The organism is Bacteroidota bacterium (genome assembly GCA_016718825.1).
Taxonomy (GTDB): Bacteria; Bacteroidota; Bacteroidia; order J057; family JADKCL01; genus JADKCL01.
Genome location: JADKCL010000003.1, coordinates 332,591 through 352,604, shown reverse-complemented (window position 1 = coordinate 352,604; position 20,014 = coordinate 332,591). Strand labels below are relative to the sequence as shown.

Sequence of the window (20,014 nt, the reverse complement as noted above, 5' to 3'; positions counted from 1 at the left end):
GAAATTGATTCATGACCAAAGATTGTGTAGCCATCTATCTGGATTTTGAAAATCTGGCAATTTCCTCCGAGCAGGTGTATCCCAAAGAGGAAATGCCGCTGCAAATCGAGCCGATCGTGGACTACGCGAGCAACAAGGGAACCATTGCCATTAAAAAGGCATACGCCAACTGGAATTACCCACTGTTCAGGCAGTATCAACGGGTTTTGTTGGAGCAAGGCTTCGAATTGATCCACCTTCCTGAAACCACGGTACAAGGGAAAAGCTGGGCAGACATTCGCATTACCATCGCCATTTTGGATGATTTGGCCCTCCATCCGCATCTCCAAACGGTCATCTTGGGAAGTCAGGACACGGATTTTATTCCGATCGTGCAGGCTGTAAAATCCAAGGGACGCGATGTCATCGTTGCTGGCTTTGGGCAGTTTGTCGGCAATTTGCTCAAGAAAAACTGCACTGAATTTGTCTCCCTCAATGAACTCTTTACGGGCGATGCCGATGCTGCTTCCAACGAAGGTGAGGAGTACGACGTCGAGGAGTTGTTCCGTCGCTTGTTGGCCGTACACAACACCGAGGAACCGATTTTCATGACCAATCTCAAGCAAGACCTGCTCAAACTCGATCCTTCCTTTTCTGAAAGGCAGCTCGGCTTTCAATCCTTTTCGCAGTTTGCGCGCTCGCTTGTGGGCACATTCATTGAAAGAATCGAGCGCTCCAAGGAGCGAGGCGTGGATGTTGTCTTCCTCAAGGAACTCAGTAAAAAGCACGACAAAAAGTCCGCCAAGGCTTTGGCTTCCGAATTCCTCACCAAAGGAATGAAGTTTGTGAAGCAAAGCAAACAACGGCGTGAAATGATCAATGCCATCATGACTTCCCCGCAATTGATTGAAGGCTTGACTTTGCCCGAGATCATCGACATCGCCAAAAAGGTCACGAGTTTGCAGGGGATCGTCGTGAACAAATTCGTATTCCAGCTCTACAATGCCGACGTGCTTGTGCAGCGCAAAGGACCCAACGATGGGCCACTCTTCAGCCGGAAAATCGTCGCGTCACCCAAATTTCCCAACACCGATGCGGTTGAAAAGACCTACATGGAACGGATGCAATTTTTGGTGGCATCCAAATTCCCAAGCATGAAGGACAAAGAAATTCAAGAGCTGATGGGCGCTTAAGCCTGTTTTTTTGCGATCGGAACAGGCAGGAATCGGAGGTTTCCCGGTGAGAATCGTCCCAAAACGTTGGAAACAATGCCGATGGGAAGATTTGCTGTGAGCTTTCGGGTCAAGATCGAATAGTGGCAACCGAAAGGGGTATGGCAAATGCAACTGCAACTGCCAACACAAACGTGCAACGGGTCAAAGCCGCCGAAAATCCTATTCGAAAATGTTGCCTTGAGGAAACGGAACGGTCAACGGTGGATGCGACGAAATTACTCTACACGGAGTTTTTGACCGATGGCAAGGCTGTTTCCATTGAGATCGTTCAATGATTTGAGCTTTTCCACGGTCAATCCATCGTAGGCACTTGCAATTTGCCAAAGGGTATCCCCATACTTGACCACATGATACTTTGCCGCAGGATCTGCCTCGGCAATGACCTTTTTAGGTTCCGCTTTGACCGGTTCGACTTTTGCAGGCTCCGCCTTGGCCGGCTCTGCAATTTTGGCAGCAATCTGAGGCTCAGGCTCTACCTTGGGCGTCGAGACGCCGGAGTTGGGAGATCCTTTTACATAAACCTTCAAATTTTGTCCTGCCTTGATCGCATAATTGCGCAAGCCGTTCCACTTCGCGAGGTCCTTGGCCGAGACATGGTATTTGGCTGCAATCTGACCGACAACTTCGCCCTTGCGTACCTTGTGGTAAACTACTTTTTTGCCATCCGTACCCGTTGCGGTCGCTGCTGCACTTGTCGCATAGGTCGGGTGCTCAGACAATTCTGCCTCATAAGGCTTGTTGGTGAGCGGGCTTAGCTTCGTATCGGTATAGACCACCTTGGCCGAATCCAAATTCAGCTTGGTTGCCAATAACATGATCGAATCCCGGAAACTGGCAAAAAACTGACCGGTTTTCATGGGAACCCGCAGCACATAAGGTTCGGGAGAGTAGGGGATGAAGTCCGTTTTGAGCTCCGGATTCAAGTCCTTGAGCACAAAAAAATCAGTATGGGTGATGTCTGCAAAGTGCTTGAGGCTCATCAATTGCCGCGTGATGTGCACAGTATCCTGATTGAAGGAAAAGTCGATCATTCGCGGGAAAAGGTTGTGCTCGTGGGAGTAGTTAAATACGTATGTGGCGGCAATCAAAGCAGGGACGTAACTGCGTGTTTCTTTGGGGAGGAACTCCTGGATTTCCCAGAATGTCCTTTTTCCACCTGACCTTGCGATGGCTTTGTTGACGTTGCCGGGCCCGCAATTGTAGGCTGCTACGACAAGAAGCCAATCATTGTAGGTCTTGTACATGTTGCCAAGGTATTTGATGGCCGCGGCAGTGCTCTTGAATGGGTCACGCCGTTCGTCGACATAGCTTGTGACGTCCAAATCATACATTTTACCGGTTCCAAGCATAAACTGCCAAAGGCCGGTGGCGCCCACGCGGGAGCGAGCATGCGGGTTCAACGCACTCTCGACGACCGGCAGGTATTTCAATTCCATAGGCATGCCTGCCCGATCCAATTCTTCTTCAAAAATCGGAAGGTATACGTGGGCAAGTCCCAACATGCGTTCCACTTGGCCACGGCGTTGAAGTGTGTAAAGGTTGATGAATGCCTGAACGTCTTCGTTGTAGGCAAGTGGGAGCGGAGAGCCGATTTCTTTCAGCCGTTGGGCAACGATATCACTGCTATAGGCAGGGAGGGAGTCCTGTGAAAACTTGCGAATGTTGAGGCTGTCGCGGCTGTATTTGGCGACGTTGACGGTTGGATGGTGGTAAGCAGGGATGAGGCTATCGAGCTGCCATAGGATTTCATTGGAGGATGTGAGGGGTCCCAATGCATTTTGTGCAAAGACTCCGATCACAGGCGCTGTTGCCAGCATGAAAAGCATGAACAGTTTTTTCATACAAAGAAATAATATTCCAAATTCCGTATCATTACAAAGGTGTGAAAAGTGCTACAAAACTCGCAACTTTTCAGGAGTTTAGGGAACTGATTTATGCCCTATGGTTCACTGATTGTCGTCAAAAGTGAACAAAATAAAACGCCTTTCAGCCTTCCGTCAAAACGGAATCCTGAAAGGCGCATGGGCTTTGCCAAGGCAATTCCCTTCCGACCACTGTCGGAATTTATTCAGCCTTGCGCGCCTTTGTGGGGTCGGCAGGTTCTGACTCGATTTCGCGCTTGATTTCGCGTGAAGCGTCTTTGAATTCGCGGATGCCGCGGCCCATGCCACGTGCCAAATCAGGGATTTTCTTGGCGCCAAACAACAACAGCACTACGAGCAAGATCAAGATCAACTCGGTCGTGCCCAAGCCTCCCAGAAAAAGTATCAGTTGAGATGCCATATTCTTCGTGATTATTAAGACAATGCAAAGCTACGGAAAAAAATAGAATTCTAGTGGAATCAAAATCAAGCTGATCATTCTCAGCCTTTTTTCACCAACCAAAGCTCGGGATCCAAGGAGATCTTGTCCTGATTCATCTGGAAGTAGAGCTTCGTCTCGCCGGTTGCCGGATCCGTGCGTGCCGCTCCGATATTGCCCAATTCCAGCACTTTGTCCTGGGCTTTGACGTTGATCGTACTCAGGTTGGCGTAAACTGTATAGTAGGTACCGTGGCTGATGATCACCATTTTCCCTTGTCCCGGTATGCTCATCACTGACTCCACAAGTCCTCCAAAGATGGCACGCACGTTTTGTGCCGGCACCGTCGTGAGGTCGATTCCCTGCACGTCAATTTCAGTGTTGGAACCGGGCAAGGTTTGCCGTCCAAAGTGACGGGAAATGGATGCGTTTGGCATCGGAATCGGCCAGGGAAACTTGCCTTTGTTGCTCGCAAAATCCTTGTTGAGCTTGTTAATGACGTCAATCTCCTCCTTTTTCGCGGTTTTGATCTTGTCATTTTTCGCCTTCCGAATGCGCTCCAGCTCCTTTTTGATTTCATCTGCGAGCTTCGCCCGCTCATTTTGGCTTTGCTGCAATTCCCGTGCGATCTTGGCTTCGTCTTGCTTCAGCTTGTCAAACACGGCTTTTTGCTCCACCTTGAGCGCCACAAGCTTGCTTTGCTCCATTTGTTCGGTCATCACGACCTTTTCCTTGTCTACTTTCTGTTGGGCAAGCAAAATGTATTTCTGCGAAAGAAACGCTTTGGTACGCTTCAATAGCCGCATCTGCGAAGTCTGCATGCGTTGAATCGCCTGAAAGTACTGCATCCGGTGGTAGCCTTGTGACAACGAACTCGAACTCATCAGGTAAAAGCTCGTGTTGCGCTTTTGGAAGGCCTTGTAGGTCACCACCATCAGCTTGCCAAACTGGGTTTTGATGAGTTGGATGTCCTGCTCAAGGGAGGCGATGACCGCGGTGGTGGCATAAATCTGATTGTCCAATTCGCCCATTTGCCCTTGAAGACCTGCGAGCAATTGCTCCCGCAGACCGACTTGTTGGTTGATGAGCCTCAATTCTGCCTGACTGCTTTCCTTGCGGCTGCGGGCGCTGTCGCGGGCATGCGTGAGCAAGGAAATCTCCTTGTCGAGCTTGCGCTGCAGTGAATAAAGTGAGTCAAGTCGCGCGGAGGTCTGACTGGAGATGGTCTGTGGATAAGTTCCCAAAATGGCCAAGCAAATGCAGGCAATCCACTTACGGTTGCTGCGGAACCATCTGGTCGCAGGACTTGATTTCGTAGGCCGATGGGATCCTGAATCTGAAGTCAACTTTTTCCTTGTCAAACGCAATTCCTGTGTGATGAAGTTCAATACGCACCTTTTGAGGCTGGGTTACCTCCAACATCAAAGTGGAAGCGACGGCTTGACCCTCGACTTTTTCAAAGTCGGAGTAGGTCAAAATCGATTCCTTGCCCAAGATAGGGTCTGAAATGCGCATCTTTTCCAACTTGAAATTGCGGCTGTTCAGTATCCAAGACATTTGACCGTTGGGACGGGCGCCTTCCAGGACCACAGGATTGCCTTTTCCGGAGGTGATCGTCAAGGGTTCTTGAAGGTCGGTTTCACCCAGGAGAAACCCTTGAAACTTGGGAAGATCAAAGTCCATTCCCACCATTTTCTTGAACAAGCCGTAGTCGCAGACGGAAGCCGTTTGGTTGAGTTGCATTTTCATCTTGACGGTGTCCCTTGCCAACAAGAGGTTCATCGCCGGCACACCAAATTTGGACAAATTGACCAAGATCAAGCTGTCTTTGGCGATGTCGATGCGGTATGTGAATCCGATCGAATTGCCCTGCGCAAGATCTGCGAAATCTGCCTTCCCTTTGAGCGTCAGGACTTCAAATTTGAGATGGCTGTTCGAATGGCCTTCCATCGCCTTCTCCTTGTCCATGCCGCGGACTTCCGAATCCGCATTGGAAATCGGGCGCTGCTTGCAGCTCGCAAAGAGCAACAAGGCCGAAATAAAAAAGAAGAGTCTGCCTTTGCTCATCTTGAGCCGTGGGCGATTTTGGTATTCAGGTCAAATTTTGCGCCTTTGTCGAGGGCTTTTTGCCAGAAGTCCTTGGCCTTGGCCATATCGCCGAGTTTTGCTTGGACGTCGCCATAGTGTTCCAGCACTTCCGCGCCGCCATTGTTGCTCACCGACTTGCCAATCCATTCCTCGGCACCCTTGTAATTGCCCTGCAGATACAAAATCCAACCATAGGTGTCTTGGTAGGCGCCGTTGCCAGGTTCCTTTTGAAGTGCCTGCTGTACCATTTTGGAGGCATCTTCCAATCGCTCGTTGCGCAGCGAGAGGAAGTAGGCGTAGTTGTTCAGCACCAGCGGATTCCCCGGTGAAAGGCTCAATGCAGCCTCGAAATTTTCATCGGATTTTGAGAATTGTTCTTCCTTTTGGTAGCATTCGCCGAGGCCCAAATAGGCTTGAAGCAGAATGTCCTTGTTGTCGGTGCCGCTTTTTTTGATCTTCTCAAAGGAATAGATCGCCTCTTCGAAATCCTCATTCTGCGAACTTGCTGATCCGAAGAAGTACAGAAACAGCAGCTGATTGGGGAAGTATTCCAAGGCCTTTTCCGCATCCTTCTGCATTTGTTTCCAATCGCCGGAATCGGAAGACACCAGCAGCAATTCCTGCCAGACCTTTTCGTTGGTGGGGTCAATGGCCAAGGATTTACGGTAATAAACTTTTGCCGAATCCGCTTTTCCGCCAGCTTGGAGCACATCGCCCCTGATACCCATCACAACGGCTGATTTGGGGTACAATTGCTGCAAAGAGGCGCTCATGCGTTCCATGCGTGCAAGCACGGCAGGTTCCGATTCGGCATGCGGGTACATCCCGCTCAGAATTTTCACTTTTGTTTCGAGCTCCACCTCCGGATTGGCAAATGCACGCTCCAAGTATTCATCCGACTTGGGCATGTTCCCTTTTGCCTTGTAATAATCGGCGAGGGAAAGCAAGGCGAAGGCATCGTTGGGGTTGCGTTCCAGGAGGTTTTCCAGCATGGCTTTGCCTTCCTCCGGCTTCTGCATCATCAAAAGGAGATCGTATTTTGCTTGATGATAGCGTGTCTCATAGGGATTCTCGGTAATCAGCTTGTCGATTTCCGCCATCGCCTTGTCTGGCTGATTGGTGTACACATACAGTTGGTGCATGCGAAAGGTGATTTCCTCGTTTGCGCCAGTTTGTTTTTCCAATTGCGCGTAGGTTTCGATTGCACGCGGGAAATCCTTGTTCAGGATATACAACTGTGCCAGATCGTATAGTCCATTTTTGTCTGAGGGGAATTTCTTGACCAACGCACTTTGTACCTCCAAGGCTTTGCCCATTTCACGCGCTCCTTGGTAGGCGATCACCAATTCGGCGTAGTACCAATAGTTTTCCGGGTTCAAGTCCAGCGCGGACTTACAATACTTCATGCCTTCGCCGAAGTTTTGCAGCTCGTTGTTGATTTTTCCGACTTGATAGAGTGCTGCGTGGTTTTTGGAGTCCAATGCGAGCAGTTCCTTCAGCAAAGCGATGGCCTCTGTCTTCTTTTCTTGCAGGTAAAGGGTATTGGCCTCGATGAAAAGGTAATCGATCCGCTCCTTGGTCTTTGGATCAATGGCTGCGGTTTTGGTGACGTTGCCCTTTTTGCCTTTTTTCTCCTTTTTTTGCGCCATGGCGTTACCGGACCCCAAGGCAAGGACCAATACAAGGAGGGAAAGCAGGAACTTATTCATGGGCACGAATTCTACAATAATCTCCGATGTCGAGGTTGCGGGAATGGCTTTCTACCAAGGCGTGACTGCCGACCATGCTGTTGGCGAGGACCGTGTTGACGATTTTAGACTTTTCTCCGATAATCGAGGTGTTTACAACCGAGTTTACAATGACCGTTCCTTCTCCAATCGACACATTTGGGCCTACAACTGAATTTTCCAAGCGCACACCTTTTCCGATATGACAGGGCGGAATCACTTGGCTATTGCGTACATATAGGTCCGTTGATACCAGCGATTTGCCGTCGCGGGTATCATATTCGAGGACTTTTTGTGTCGTTTCCAGCATCGCGTCCTTGTTGCCACAATCCATCCAGTCTTCTACGGTTCCCGGCACAAATTGTGCGCCTTTGGCCTTCATATTTTCCAGGGCATTGGTCAATTGGAATTCGCCCTTTTCCCGGAGGTCATTGTCGAGCAGGAATTTAATCTCCTCGCGCAGGGCCTCGCCTTGGCGCAGGTAGTAAATTCCGATGATGGCCAGGTCGGAAACGTATTTGACCGGCTTTTCGACGAGTTCATTGATGACGCCATTGGCATCAAGGGTCACCACACCAAAGGCTGAGGGATCGGCGACACGTTTGACCCAGATGGCTCCGTCTTTGGTACGGTCGAGTTTGAATCTTGCCCTGAAGAGCGTGTCTGCAAATGCCACGATGCATTCGCCTTTGAGCACGGACTCGGCCATCCAGATGGCATGTGCCGTTCCAAGTGGCTCTTCCTGATGGAAAATATGGCCCTTGGCGCCCAAACTCGCTGCGACATGCAGAAGTTGCTGCTCCACGGCCTGCCCAAAGTCGCCGATGATGAAGGCAATTTCTTCGACTTTGCCATCATACAGGCTCACGATGTCCTCGACCAGACGCTGCACAATCGGCTTCCCAGCAATCGGAAGCAGCGGTTTCGGTGTGGTGAGCGTATGTGGCCGGAGTCTTGAGCCGCGACCGGCCATGGGGATGATGATCTTCATGCGTTCTGCTAATTCTTTCTATGTGTTGGCCAATGCAGGATCAGCCGATTAGTTTTTTCCTGTATGCCCAAATCCGCCGGCGCCGCGCGCCGTTGCTTCCAGTGTCTCGGCAAGCTGCCATTCGACGGTTGCATGCGCTGCGATGACCATTTGGGCAATGCGTTCGCCATTTTTAATCTCAAACGGCTGCTTGCCATGGTTGATGAGCAAAACGCCGATTTCGCCGCGATAGTCGGCATCGATCGTGCCCGGCGCGTTGAGGACGGTAACGCCATGCTTGAAGGCAAGGCCACTTCTCGGCCTGATTTGAGCCTCGTAACCCGCAGGCAATTCGATGAACAAGCCTGTCGGAACAAGGCGATAATCGCCGGGAGCCAATACGATCGGCTCAGGCAAGGCAGCACATAAATCCATGCCTGCCGACTGTGCAGTGGCGTAAAAGGGGAGGGGATTCCCCGATTTGTTGACGATCGGAATTTGAATCATTTCGTGAGAATCCGCTTTTCTATCGTATCTGCCAATTGAAAGTCCTTGTCAGTGAGGCCGCCCACATCGTGCGTACTCAGGCGCACATGCACAGTGTTCCATACATTGCGCCAATCCGGATGATGGTTGATGCGTTCGGCTTCCATCGCCACCCGGGTCATGAAGCTAAAGGCATCCACAAAATCCCGGAATGTGAATTCCTTCTCAATTCCGTTGTTGCGAAAGGTCCATCCCTCCAAAAAGACCAGCTTGGCATTGGCCTCAGCCTCTGAATAATACGCTTTCATGCCGTCCAATTTACGAAAGATGCCCGAATTTCTGTTAATGCCATTCTGCGCCGTCGGATCTCCAACAAAACGAAAAATCCTTCAACTTATGATGCAGAAGGATTTTTCATAAATGCGGAATTTGCCGACTTAGAGTCCTGCTACATTCGCCTTGCGGCTTGCAACGATGCTGGAGACCAAGGCGTAACCGCCAAACAAACTGAATGCAAAGAAAAGGTCACCTGCAAGGGTAAACCTGAAGAAGGGGACAGCAGCGGCAAAGCAAGCTGCAAATCCAGCGGCGTTTTTGGCGTAGATGCCATCAAACATCCAAACTGCGAAGTTGGTGCTCACAAAAAACAAAACTGAACCAGCAACGGCGCCCAATGTCACTTTGCCGGCTTTTTTCAAGAATCCGGCATTGTTTCCCTTGAACAAAGCTGTTCCCAACAAAGCCGGAACGGCCATCGCAACGTAAACGATTGCCATGGTGGTCCAAGGATAGGACTGTTGGATCAACAAGTCACTCAACAGCATACCTACAAGCGGAACGGCAACGGCCGTGAAGCGGTTGCGGAACCAGAATCCGGCGAAAAGGCCCGCTGCCGCAGCAGGGGTGAAATTCGCTGCATGGGGAAAGTAGCGGCCGGCTACAATCAGTATCACCAAAAACAGGAAAATTCCTGCATTGCTCAAGTGTCGTTGATTCATCAGAATTTCATTTTTGCTTAACGGGACAAATATAAACGATGGAGGGAAATTATTCTCCAATCTTTTTGCACGGCAGTTTTCCATATTCGGAATAGTGCCAATCCAGTGTTTGTCCTGGTGCAATGGTTTTCCCATCGATTCCAAGGTCGGAAGCAACATTGTCGATGCAAAACTGCCAACAACCGCCGGTTCCAGTGGCATTTTTGATGCCGTGGATGCTGGTAAGAAGGTGCCCCGCGCCGGGATACAGCGTGTCGGTAAAGCTGAATTCGGGGAAATCTTTCTGCGCCGACAGCAGCACTTCCCTGACAGTCGATACTTCCTTGTACACCAAAACGCCCGGATAGGAGATCAAAGCGCCCGTTTCCGGTTGATGAACCTGCAGGTGAATGGTTTTTTCCTTGCCGGGCTCCGTTTCAAGGGAAGAATTTGATTCAGCCGCAGACGGCGTGCATCCAAGGACAAGTGTCAAAGCTGTGAAGGACAAAAAGAGCAGGGGAAAACGCATCGGATCAAGTTTTGAGCTTTTTCTTTTTCGCAGCTGGGAAAAGAATATTGTTGAGAATCAGACGATAACCTGGCGAATTGGGGAAAAGCCGCAATTCTGTCGGCTCTTCGCCGACCATGTGTTGATAATCTTCGGGATCATGGCCGCCATAGTAGGTCCACATGCCTTCGCCGTAATTGCCATGGATGTAACGCGCCTCTGAAAAGGCTTTCAATTCGCCCATGATCCGCACTTCCTTTTTGATGGTCGCCTTGTTAAATGCCGTTGTTTGCCCCATGAAGCCCTTCACAGTGCTTGTATGGTTTTGGCAGAGCATCGTGGGCACAGGATCGTACTTGGCAGAGAAATCAAACAAAGTGAAATAGTCCAATTCCTTGGGAACCGCACGGCCGAAGGCTGGATTTGCATCGATGTTGCTGAATTCATAGACCATCGGGTCCTTAATCAAGGTATAGTCTTCGAATGCAAGCGTTTGCGTAAAATCCAGCTTCTGTTGTGCGTCAGGTGCTTGAGGATCGCCGTCAAACATATAGTCGCAAATGTCGGTGTTGTAGGCAGACAGCGCAATGTCGTAACTATCTGTTGCGGAACACATTGCGAATACAAAGCCGCCTTGTTTGCAAAAGCCTTGGATTTTGTTCACCACTGCAAGTTTCAATTGACTCACCTTGGCATAACCGTAACGCTTGGCAAGCGCCTCGGACTCTTCGACTTGATCTTGATACCACTGTTGGCTGTGAAAGGACGCGTAAAATTTGCCATATTGGCCTGTAAAGTCCTCATGGTGAAGGTGTAGCCAGTCATATTTGGCCAAGGAGTCGTCCAGGACCTCTCCATCGTAAACGACATCGTAGGGGATTTCCGCATATGTGAGTACCAAGGTCACAGCGTCGTCCCAAGGTTGTTTATTTTTGGGTGAATAGACGGCGACTTTAGGAGCTTTTTCAAGCTTGACGGCGTCCATGTTGACATCTTCGGATGTGACTTCGGCAAGGATATTGGTCAAGGCGCCGGCTGAAATCTTGTCATACTTCACGTCGCGCACCAAAAGTTCGGTCTCAAAGTCTGGAAAAGCAGGGAATGTAAAGGAGCCTCCGCGGTAGTTGAGCAACCACTGCACGTCCACATTGTGCTCAAGCACCCAAAATGCGATTCCGTACGCCTTGAGGTGGTTGCTTTGCGTGTAGTCCATAGGAATCAAGATATGGTCGACGGCCTTCGCGGACCAACTCGCACAGATCAAGAGCATCAGGACAATCGTCTTTCTAATATTTTTCATTCTGCCAATGGCATTTGAGTCAAAATTAAGCCTAGACCTCGATAGAATGCAACCAAGTGAAAAAGAACTTGGGATTTTCTGTGTGTATTCAACGCAATTTTCTCCTAAATCGTTTAAGCCGCCGCATATCACCGAAAAGAAGAGTCAAATTCGCTATCAATTCCGCGATTTTTGACGAAAAAACCGTGCCAAATGCATGGTTTGGGGCAAGAAAATTATAACAAATGTTAAATATTTTTGGTTGTTCGGGTTTGGATGCCTAAACTTGCACTGCTCGTTACGACTAGTATTCAGGTAGTTACGGCATGAGTTATCAACACCCAATCCTAAGAACCCGTTTTTCTTGGAAAATTTGAAGGTGGTTCTGTGGATAACTTGGAATTGTTAAGTAATGGAGGTAACTTGTGCCTGCTGTTTTAAGAAGATACTGAATTAATGAATTGCTAATGCGAATCCAACTCATCATTGGGATTCTGACGTTTGTTTCTACATTTTCAACCGGTTTGGCCTCCCCGATTTGGGAAGGTGGCGGGGAGAAGAAAGGTGGCAGTGATTCTGCAGCCACCGCAGGAGATGCAGCCACTGCCGATGAAGGCGTGGTAATCAGAAGACTCAACATTTCTGTCGCCGATATCAATCCAGATTATGGAAAGGTCGCGCGCTGGGATACCTCAGACATCAACATGTACCATGTGGACATGGTCAATTTTCCAGATACCCTCATTTATAATTTTGCCCAAGGCGGATTGTTGAACTATACGGTTCCAAGGCAGGGCAGGGTTACATCGGGATTTGGTTACCGCAGCCTTTTTGGACGCAAATTCCACAAAGGATTGGACATTGACCTCGAAACAGGCGACACGATCGTCGCTGCCATGGATGGCAAAATCAGAATCGCCCGTTATGGAAAAGGCTATGGCAACTTCGTAGTCATCAGCCATCAAGGTGGTCTGGAAACTGTTTATGGGCACATGTCGCAACTGGAAGTCCATGAAGGACAAGTGGTGAAATCGGGAGAACCTATTGGTCTCGGTGGCAGCACAGGTCAGAGTACTGGAAGCCATCTGCACTTTGAAATTCGGGTTTTTGGAGAGCAAGTCGATCCTTCATGGGTCATCGACGAAGCTACCTTGATGCCGATCAAACCCGTTGCCAAGATTGAAAAAAGCTGGTTTTACTACTTGGGCGAACCCCATGATGAAACCACGCACGTGGTTGCTGTTGGCGAAACCCTCGACCAAATAGCCACGATGTACGAAACAGATACCAATACCTTGCTTTTGATCAACGGATTGGATCCTGCAACGACGACCGTTCCTGAAGGAACACATCTGAAAGTAGAATAAGCTGTCTTGCTCAAAGATATTCAAAAACGGCTTCCTTTCATCGGGAAGCCGTTTTTCGTTAACGCCATCTTCTTACGGATTATCGGAATCGGCTTCCTTTCATCGGGAGCCGCTTTTCGTTAACGCCCTCTTCTCACGGAGAATCGGAATCGGCTTCCTTTCATCTGGAGACGGTTTTCCGTAATGGCATCCTGCTCACAGATATTCAAAAGCGGTTTCCTTTCCCGGAAAAACGTATTGAATCAGGCCTTGATTGCAAACCTTGTCCAATTCGGCATCCCTTCATCGGCAATCCGCTTTTCCTGCATTTGTCCATGCAATTGGCAAGAGCATTCCCCGGTTATCGTTAGGAAGGTCTTCATCCAGCTACAAGGTCCAATCGGCAGTCCTGCCTTCGCGCGCTATCAGGATTTGCAGGCAGTGGCGACTTCATTGGCCGCGCAGCGCAAAGCGAAACGCCTCAAACCACTGTCGTGACTTGAGGCGTTTCTTCAGGATGGGAAGATGATTTCAACAGTGGATCAGGGCTCCCACTTCGTTGCAGGCTTGAAGAACCTGTCCCAGCGCGGACCTCCTTCGAAGCTGAACAAGACAAACCAAGGCCTACCTACGATGTGGTCTTCAGGGACAAAGCCCCAATAACGGCTGTCCAGGGACTGATGGCGATTGTCCCCCATCATCCAATAGTAATCCAACTTGAAGGTGTAGCTCGTCGCAACTTCGCCATTGAGCAGGTACTTTCCGTCTTTGAACTCCAAAGTATTGTCTTCATAGACCTTGATGCACTTCTCGTAAAAGGTCAAAGTGCTGTCATTCAGGGGAATGGTTGCACCTTTTTTGGGGATCCAAAGCGGACCAAAGTCGTCCTTTGTCCAAAGCACTTTTTCCGGAGCCTTTGGGAAAAGTGCATATTTTCCGCCCCGGGCCATCTGTTCCATTTCCTGGTTGCGATGGCGCACCAAATCCATCGTTTGCAAGTCTTCAATCAACGGAGTGATCGAGGTCCCTTTGACCGAAGAGAGCTTCTTGAAGCGAGTTTCGTTCATGTGCAGGACCCAGGCACCGGTGCCTTGATCGATGAAGGCATTGCCGTTGTTTTCTTGCGGCGCGACCCTGAAGCCTTCATTTTCAAGCGTTTTGGCATAAAATCCAGTTCCCAAATAGGAAAACTGCATGAATTCCGGGTTCCATCCCTTTTCACCGTTAATGTAGAGCTGTCGATCCCTGATTTCCAGCAGATCTCCCGGGGTGGCAACGCAACGTTTGATATAATTTTGCTTCATGCTCGTGACCTCGATTTTGCCGAGTTCGTCGACGTCGGGGTGAATATCGTCGTCGGGGTAGTTGAAGACGACAATGTCGTAGCGTTCAATGGTCTTCAGCGCCGGGAGCCTTGAATAGGGCAACGTGATCCAATCCAGGTAGGATTTGGTGCCCTTGGTCAATGGGAGCGTGTTGTGCACAAATGGAACGGAAAGTGGTGCCATCGGCATCCTGACGCCATAGTGGACCTTGCTTACGAAAAGGAAATCGCCAGCAAGCAAGGAGCCTTCCATCGATGTCGTCGGGATCATGAAGGCTTCCAAAAGGAAGGTGCGAATCACCAAGGCTGCAACACCGGCAAATAAAATGGCATCCATCCATTCGCGGCCCGTGCTTTTTGTCGGTTCGTCGGTATTGCCTTGGTATTGGTCTTTTTTATTGAGCCCCAGATAAATGAAGTAGAAATAGGGAAAAATCACAGCCAAGGCATGGTCGATAAACTTCTGCTTGCCAAATGACTTGACCAAGTCCAGGATGATACCGATGCCCATCACGAAGTTCAGCACGGGGATCATGTAAAAAATGATCCACCATTTTGGCTTCTTGACCAGTTGCAGCCAGACATATACATTATAGAGTGGAACGAGGCCCTTCCACCAACTTTCGCCTGCCTTCTTGAAGGTGAGTGCGAGACCTGTATGCAGCAACAGGAAAATTGGAAGGGTTACAATCAGATGGTATTGCATTCGATTTTCTTCATTTAATGGCCAACGCGTGGCATCATGCTAATTTGCCAGCTGCGCCAGCCTTTTGGGAAATCTCCCAAATTTAGGAAAACAGTTGGGTAATACGAGTGATTCCAAGAAATGGCTCGGAATTCTGTCGTCAGAAAAAGAAAAAAGTTGATCACAATCGCTAATTCATTGGCATGACAAAGCTGCTGAAAAGTCCCAAGAGTTCTTGCTCTGTCAAACCCGGTACCGATCGAATGATCAATTCGGGTTGCGTTGCAATCATTTTAGCCTCAGCTTCAGCGCCTTGTCCACGATGGGTAGCATAATTCAACACAAATCTCAGCTTTGTTTCGATATCGCGAACGGCCTGATCCAGTTCTGCGGCACCCATCCCGGTCGTCAAGCCCATGACTTGCCGGATTTGTTGGATCAATTCATTGAAATTCGTTGGTTTCTGGTCGATTCCAGCCAATTCCTTTGAGCGGGCCGCCTCCTTCCAGTACCTGATTTGCTGGATTTGATCGAGATATGTTTGCCGGTTTTGTCGTTCAAGTGGGGTATTGAGTGGATGCAGATGTGGTTGGAGATAGGCTTCAATTTCAGAAAGTTGAGCAAAATTCAAGGCAGAAAGGCTGCAAGAGGGCGGCGATTCGACGGTAGTAAACATCAAAGGCATTCCCCATTCATTGCAGAAATCGACGATCATCGGCAATTCACGCCAATTTTGGGGCATCGGGCAAAATGCCAGTGTGAGTAAGGTGCCACGCCGATATGTGTATTCTCGGAAGTAACGCAGATTTTCCAGAACGCGATCGAGTTGTCCATGCTTGCGAATGAAGGCATAGTTGGTAGCATCCACCGAGTCGATGGATACGCTGATGTGAAAGTCCATTCGCTCAAGGATATCTTTCACCCGTTGGTTCAGAACGGTACAATTCGTCTGAACTGAAACAGCCATTTTGGGATTGATTTCAGACATTCTTTCCCACAAATCGACGTACTGCGGAATGAGAAACGGCTCCCCGCCTAGAAAGTGACTGCTTTGCAGGTGCGGAATGAATTCCTCGACCTGATCAAAGAAGGCGGCATCATAGGGGGAATCGATGGGCGGCAATCCTTCACGGTTCTTCCGAATCGTAGATGAAAATTCGCCGCGACACATGATGCATTCCAAGTTGCAGGTATTGAACAACTCGAAGTCCATTTTCGCAGGAAACCTGCGGTTTCTCGGAGCAAATCGATCGTAGTTTTTGAGCGGTAATGCGTTGAAATTCTGGGATTTGATCAGTTCATAGCAGCCTTGGCAGCCCAATGCCATATCCCATTTTTTGATCGCTCGCCGTTGCTGTTTTAGCGCTTTGCCCTCCCAAATTTCACGGATCGAATGCTCTGGATAAGTCCCTAGCACATACGATTTGTTGTAGCAACAGCTGAAGATTTGGCCGCGAAGGCCAAAATAGAGGCCCTTTTCCGGAATGTGGCATACCCTACGCTTTTCTCTGCCAATGCGTCTCGCGTTCAGTGCGCGTACATCGGCGCGGTTGAGATAGAGATGATCCATCCTTGAAATTAGATGCTAATTGGCATTGTTCCAATGTTGGCTACAAATTTTCAGAAAGGCTGAATTGTTTCGAAAATTTGCCCGAATTCGAAAAAGCCGCGTTTGCCTTGCATCCATTCGGCAGCAATGACTGCACCCAGCGCAAATCCGCGACGGTTGAATGCCTCGTGCTGAATCGTAATTCTGTCAATATCAGAGATATATGTGACCGCATGATTGCCAATGATCTCGCCTGCTCGCGTGAAGGCAATCGAAAGCTCTTCGGGTTCTGGCGCACGAAGGAGCAATTCTGGTCCAGCAAGTTTGGTCTTGTGATTCAGACCGTCCAAAATTTGGCCTGCCAGACTTTGTGCAGTTCCGGATGGCGCATCTTTTTTGTGCCGATGATGTGCCTCCTCGATATAGCAATCGTACTGCGGATGGCCATTCATGAGCTTGGCAAGCATCTTGTTGAGCTGAAAAAGGACGTTGACGCCGACGGAAAAGTTGCTGCTGTACATAAAACGGCCGTTGGCAGCGAGCACCTCAGCACGGAAAGTTTCCAGTTCGGGGAGCCAACCGGTGGTTCCTGTCACGATCGGTACTCCTGTCGAAAGCAAATTCCTGAAATTGCCCAACGCAGCCTCCGGGCGGGTGAATTCGATGAAACAATCGCAGGTTTCGGGACGCAAGAGCGTTGCGAGGTGCGCGTTGTCTTGATCGACAATCAAACAGATCTCATGGCCGCGCGCACGGGCTTCGGCCTCGACAGCCTTTCCCATTTTGCCATATCCCACCAATGCGATTCGAAGACTCATTTTCGTAGTTTGAGGGAGACCGTCATTCCAGTATACAGACTGTTTTGCCGAAACGGATCAATGCCCACGTTGGGGTGGAAGTCCAGGGAAAGGTCTTCCGAAACATTGAATCCCCGCATGTGGGCATCCACGTAGGCATCCACCGCCTGCAATGTGTACCAAAGACCGGCGATGATGAAATTCAGATCGCGGTATCTGCGGAAGCCTTCACGAATGTTAATGAGTCCTTGGACGCCATACGTTTGCCCCAGAACGTAGTAGGGATTGGGGTTGCAAGTCCCCGGAAAACCAACGCATTTCACAGCTTTGTCATAATCCAAATAGCCGCGATGGTTGTCAATGATAAAAAAGGCGAATACCCCGAATCCAGCATAGATAATGGGCACTTTCCAAGGTCGACGGTTGTACAATTGTCCCCACCCCGGCAAGAGCAAGCTGCGCCGGACCGCGACCTTGGCGTCGTAACGTTCGCGCGGGGGAGAAAGGTGAATGGTGCTTAAAAATCGGCTAATTTTGGATTTGGAAGTGTCTTTCCGCGAACTGTCCCCCACGGCAGTAGCTTCGCCGGCGTCCATGATAATGATCGGTGCATTTACCGTATCACGCTCTGGCTCGCGCAAACTTTTGATTTTTGTCTTGGTGCTCAGGAAAGTGTCGGCTTTCAACGAATCGACAATGCCAATCACGGTATCCGGCGGAATCACTTGACATTTTACATAGCCTGCACAAAAGCAGGTCAAAAAAGCCAAAGCGATGCCAGCAAAGAATCCCCTATGACAATTGCGTCGAATCAAGCTTCCAGTATTTCAAGGATACGGTTCAGGTCTTCGATGGATTCGAAGCCGATTTTGAGTTCGCCTTTGCCTTGAGCAGACTGCGAGATCACAACACGGCTGCCAAATTTGTCCTCGAGTCGGCGTTCGAGCTTCTGAACATGGATGTCCTTGGCCGCGGTCGGCTTCGAACTGGGCTTCTTGTTCCCGCGTTCGGCGATGGCCCGCACCATTTCTTCCACTTTGCGCACACTGAGGTCATTTTCGAGAATGGCCTTATAGACAGCGAGTTGATCTTCGATCGATTCGATGTTGATCAAGGCGCGTGCATGACCCATGCTCAGTTTGGCTTCCTTGAGTCCGATTTGAATCTCGGGAGGAAGCTTTAGCAGACGCATGTAATTGTTGACAGTGGCCCTTTTCTTGCCGACTTTGTCGCCAAGATCTTCCAAGCGGAGGTTCAATTCCTCGACGAGACGATGGTAGGCAAGTGCGATTTCCATCGGGTTGAGGTCTTGACGCTGAATGTTTTCGATCAGCGCCATTTCCAGCATCTGCTCGTCATCTGCTGTGCGCACGTAGGCTGGAATCGTCTGCATTCCTGCCATTTTACTGGCTTGGAGACGACGTTCGCCGCTGATCAACTGATAAGTGTCGCCACCCATTTTGCGCACAGTAATCGGCTGAATGATGCCCTGTGCTTGAATGGACATGGAAAGTTCCTCCAGTGCAACGAGGTCAAAATGCGTCCTCGGCTGATAGGGATTGGTTTCGATGCTGTTGATCGGAATCTCGCTTACAGAGGCCTCGAGGGGCGCATTTGCCTGCTCAGCAACCGGACCGCTTTCGAGTTCGGGGTTTTCAGAGTCGCTCAGCAAGGCACTCAAGCCACGCCCAAGTGCGTTTCGCCGCTTATTTTTCGGATCAATCATTAATTCTCTACTGGTATCGGAGCTCAATTGTTGGAATGTTGGCCATCTTTCAAGCTCGTGAGCGTCAATCCATTGCGCTGCAGGATCTCGCGAGCGAGGTTCATGTAGTTGATGGCGCCCTTGCTTTCGCCGTCAAACATGAGGGCAGGCAAGCCAAAGCTCGGAGCCTCGCTGAGGCGGATGTTGCGGGTGATGATCGTGTCAAATACGATCTCCTGAAAATGCGTCTTGACTTCGTCGACCACTTGATTGCTCAAGCGCAGGCGGGAATCGTACATCGTCAGCAAAATGCCTTCGATTTCCAGTTCTGTATTGAGACGCTGTTGGACGATTTTGATGGTATTCAACAACTTGCCGAGACCTTCCAAAGCAAAATACTCGCACTGGACGGGCACGATCACAGAGTCGGAGGCCGTCAAAGCATTGACCGTGATCAAACCGAGTGAAGGCGAGCAGTCGATCAGAATGAAGTCATACATCCCGCGCAAAGGCTCAAGGATACGCCGCATTTTGCGTTCGCGGTTGGGCAGGTTGATCATCTCAATCTCCGCGCCGACGAGGTCGATGTTGCTGGGAATCAAGTCCAAATTGGGGAAATCGGTCGTGAGGATCGTGTCCTTGGCTTCAATCTCGTCGCTGATCATGGCCTCGTAGATGCCGCGTTTGGTGTTACGCGGATCAAAGCCGAGGCCACTCGTGGCATTGGCTTGGGGATCGGTGTCGATCATGAGTGTCTTGAACTCCAAAGCAGCGAGGCTTGCAGCCAAGTTGATCGCAGTGGTGGTCTTACCGACACCGCCTTTTTGATTCGCAATCGAGATTACCTTCGTCATCCGCAGTATTCCTTTTCCTCCTGGTTGCAGGGAACCATTTTTTTTCACTTAATTTTGCCGATTCAGTACACCCTTGCAGACCTTATCGGATGCTAAAATTCAAGAGGCAAAGTTACAAAAGAAGCGCGCCATCAATGCAAATTTTGTTGGCCTTGTTATGCACACTAGCCTTGTTGGTATCATGTGGAAAACCGTCGGAAGATG

The 20,014-nt window shown here is 49.7% G+C and carries 19 protein-coding genes; 2 read left to right on the top strand and 17 right to left on the bottom strand.

Annotation, left to right across the window (positions count from 1 at the left end; all coding sequences use genetic code 11):
- Positions 1-11 precede the first annotated feature (11 nt).
- Positions 12-1,172, top strand: a complete 1,161-nt coding sequence (locus tag IPN95_05130) for an NYN domain-containing protein (protein MBK9448792.1) — start codon at positions 12-14, stop codon at positions 1,170-1,172.
- A 257-nt stretch (positions 1,173-1,429) separates the two neighbouring features.
- Here IPN95_05130 and IPN95_05125 read toward each other — a convergent pair whose 3' ends face one another.
- The 11 genes from IPN95_05125 to IPN95_05075 all read right to left on the bottom strand — a co-directional run bounded on the left by IPN95_05125 (position 1,430) and on the right by IPN95_05075 (position 11,571).
- A complete protein-coding gene (locus IPN95_05125) occupies positions 1,430-3,055 on the bottom strand; it encodes a transglycosylase SLT domain-containing protein (protein MBK9448791.1) in 1,626 nt (541 codons plus the stop codon).
- A gap of 223 nt (positions 3,056-3,278) precedes the next feature.
- Positions 3,279-3,497 (bottom strand): twin-arginine translocase TatA/TatE family subunit, encoded by a 219-nt coding sequence (gene tatA, locus IPN95_05120; GenBank protein MBK9448790.1) that lies wholly within the window; start codon positions 3,495-3,497, stop codon positions 3,279-3,281.
- Between the two features lie 80 nt (positions 3,498-3,577).
- Positions 3,578-4,759, bottom strand: a complete 1,182-nt coding sequence (locus IPN95_05115) for a peptidoglycan DD-metalloendopeptidase family protein (GenBank protein MBK9448789.1) — start codon at positions 4,757-4,759, stop codon at positions 3,578-3,580.
- A gap of 28 nt (positions 4,760-4,787) precedes the next feature.
- Complete coding sequence (locus IPN95_05110; protein MBK9448788.1) at positions 4,788-5,582, bottom strand: DUF4292 domain-containing protein; 795 nt, start codon at positions 5,580-5,582, stop codon at positions 4,788-4,790.
- Entirely contained in the window at positions 5,579-7,312 is a 1,734-nt protein-coding gene (locus IPN95_05105) for a tetratricopeptide repeat protein (protein ID MBK9448787.1), read from the bottom strand. The genes IPN95_05110 and IPN95_05105 overlap by 4 nt, the downstream gene beginning before the upstream one ends.
- A complete protein-coding gene (locus IPN95_05100; GenBank protein MBK9448786.1) occupies positions 7,305-8,321 on the bottom strand; it encodes a nucleotidyltransferase in 1,017 nt (338 codons plus the stop codon). Before IPN95_05100 ends, IPN95_05105 begins: the two co-directional genes overlap by 8 nt.
- Positions 8,322-8,369: 48 nt before the next feature.
- Positions 8,370-8,804 (bottom strand): dUTP diphosphatase, encoded by a 435-nt coding sequence (dut, locus tag IPN95_05095; GenBank protein ID MBK9448785.1) that lies wholly within the window; start codon positions 8,802-8,804, stop codon positions 8,370-8,372.
- A complete protein-coding gene (locus IPN95_05090) occupies positions 8,804-9,094 on the bottom strand; it encodes a 4a-hydroxytetrahydrobiopterin dehydratase (protein ID MBK9448784.1) in 291 nt (96 codons plus the stop codon). The genes dut and IPN95_05090 overlap by 1 nt, the downstream gene beginning before the upstream one ends.
- Positions 9,095-9,223: 129 nt before the next feature.
- Positions 9,224-9,784, bottom strand: coding sequence for a hypothetical protein (locus IPN95_05085; GenBank protein MBK9448783.1), 561 nt, complete (start codon positions 9,782-9,784; stop codon positions 9,224-9,226).
- A gap of 49 nt (positions 9,785-9,833) precedes the next feature.
- The gene (locus tag IPN95_05080; GenBank protein ID MBK9448782.1) at positions 9,834-10,292 is read right to left on the bottom strand and encodes a DUF4430 domain-containing protein; all 459 of its coding nucleotides are present in this window, start codon (positions 10,290-10,292) and stop codon (positions 9,834-9,836) included.
- Positions 10,293-10,296: 4 nt separating this feature from the next.
- Entirely contained in the window at positions 10,297-11,571 is a 1,275-nt protein-coding gene (locus IPN95_05075) for an asparagine synthetase B (protein MBK9448781.1), read from the bottom strand.
- A 683-nt stretch (positions 11,572-12,254) separates the two neighbouring features.
- Here IPN95_05075 and IPN95_05070 point away from each other — a divergent pair.
- Positions 12,255-12,917: a peptidoglycan DD-metalloendopeptidase family protein gene (locus tag IPN95_05070; GenBank protein ID MBK9448780.1), complete on the top strand. Its 663-nt coding sequence runs from the start codon at positions 12,255-12,257 to the stop codon at positions 12,915-12,917.
- Between the two features lie 521 nt (positions 12,918-13,438).
- Here IPN95_05070 and lepB read toward each other — a convergent pair.
- The 6 genes from lepB to IPN95_05040 form a co-directional block, all read right to left on the bottom strand.
- Entirely contained in the window at positions 13,439-14,200 is a 762-nt protein-coding gene (gene lepB, locus IPN95_05065) for a signal peptidase I (GenBank protein MBK9448779.1), read from the bottom strand.
- An 895-nt stretch (positions 14,201-15,095) separates the two neighbouring features.
- Complete coding sequence (locus IPN95_05060) at positions 15,096-16,475, bottom strand: radical SAM protein (GenBank protein ID MBK9448778.1); 1,380 nt, start codon at positions 16,473-16,475, stop codon at positions 15,096-15,098.
- Between the two features lie 50 nt (positions 16,476-16,525).
- On the bottom strand, positions 16,526-17,272 hold the full coding sequence (dapB, locus tag IPN95_05055) for a 4-hydroxy-tetrahydrodipicolinate reductase (GenBank protein ID MBK9448777.1): 747 nt from the start codon (positions 17,270-17,272) through the stop codon (positions 16,526-16,528).
- Positions 17,269-18,012 (bottom strand): hypothetical protein, encoded by a 744-nt coding sequence (locus IPN95_05050; GenBank protein ID MBK9448776.1) that lies wholly within the window; start codon positions 18,010-18,012, stop codon positions 17,269-17,271. Before IPN95_05050 ends, dapB begins: the two co-directional genes overlap by 4 nt.
- 50 nt (positions 18,013-18,062) lie before the next feature.
- A complete protein-coding gene (locus tag IPN95_05045; GenBank protein MBK9448775.1) occupies positions 18,063-18,977 on the bottom strand; it encodes a ParB/RepB/Spo0J family partition protein in 915 nt (304 codons plus the stop codon).
- Positions 18,978-19,000: 23 nt separating this feature from the next.
- Positions 19,001-19,810 (bottom strand): ParA family protein, encoded by an 810-nt coding sequence (locus IPN95_05040; protein MBK9448774.1) that lies wholly within the window; start codon positions 19,808-19,810, stop codon positions 19,001-19,003.
- Positions 19,811-20,014 lie beyond the last annotated feature (204 nt).

Coding starts and splice junctions, on each gene's coding strand:
- IPN95_05130 (MBK9448792.1), top strand. CDS start 12: ATGACCAAAGATTGTGTAGCCATCTATCTGGATTTTGAAAATCTGGCA.
- IPN95_05125 (MBK9448791.1), bottom strand. CDS start 3,055: ATGAAAAAACTGTTCATGCTTTTCATGCTGGCAACAGCGCCTGTGATC.
- tatA (MBK9448790.1), bottom strand. CDS start 3,497: ATGGCATCTCAACTGATACTTTTTCTGGGAGGCTTGGGCACGACCGAG.
- IPN95_05110 (MBK9448788.1), bottom strand. CDS start 5,582: ATGAGCAAAGGCAGACTCTTCTTTTTTATTTCGGCCTTGTTGCTCTTT.
- IPN95_05105 (MBK9448787.1), bottom strand. CDS start 7,312: ATGAATAAGTTCCTGCTTTCCCTCCTTGTATTGGTCCTTGCCTTGGGG.
- IPN95_05100 (MBK9448786.1), bottom strand. CDS start 8,321: ATGAAGATCATCATCCCCATGGCCGGTCGCGGCTCAAGACTCCGGCCA.
- IPN95_05090 (MBK9448784.1), bottom strand. CDS start 9,094: ATGAAAGCGTATTATTCAGAGGCTGAGGCCAATGCCAAGCTGGTCTTT.
- IPN95_05085 (MBK9448783.1), bottom strand. CDS start 9,784: ATGAATCAACGACACTTGAGCAATGCAGGAATTTTCCTGTTTTTGGTG.
- IPN95_05080 (MBK9448782.1), bottom strand. CDS start 10,292: ATGCGTTTTCCCCTGCTCTTTTTGTCCTTCACAGCTTTGACACTTGTC.
- IPN95_05075 (MBK9448781.1), bottom strand. CDS start 11,571: ATGAAAAATATTAGAAAGACGATTGTCCTGATGCTCTTGATCTGTGCG.
- IPN95_05070 (MBK9448780.1), top strand. CDS start 12,255: ATGTACCATGTGGACATGGTCAATTTTCCAGATACCCTCATTTATAAT.
- lepB (MBK9448779.1), bottom strand. CDS start 14,200: ATGAAGCAAAATTATATCAAACGTTGCGTTGCCACCCCGGGAGATCTG.
- IPN95_05060 (MBK9448778.1), bottom strand. CDS start 16,475: ATGGATCATCTCTATCTCAACCGCGCCGATGTACGCGCACTGAACGCG.
- dapB (MBK9448777.1), bottom strand. CDS start 17,272: ATGAGTCTTCGAATCGCATTGGTGGGATATGGCAAAATGGGAAAGGCT.
- IPN95_05045 (MBK9448775.1), bottom strand. CDS start 18,977: ATGATTGATCCGAAAAATAAGCGGCGAAACGCACTTGGGCGTGGCTTG.
- IPN95_05040 (MBK9448774.1), bottom strand. CDS start 19,810: ATGACGAAGGTAATCTCGATTGCGAATCAAAAAGGCGGTGTCGGTAAG.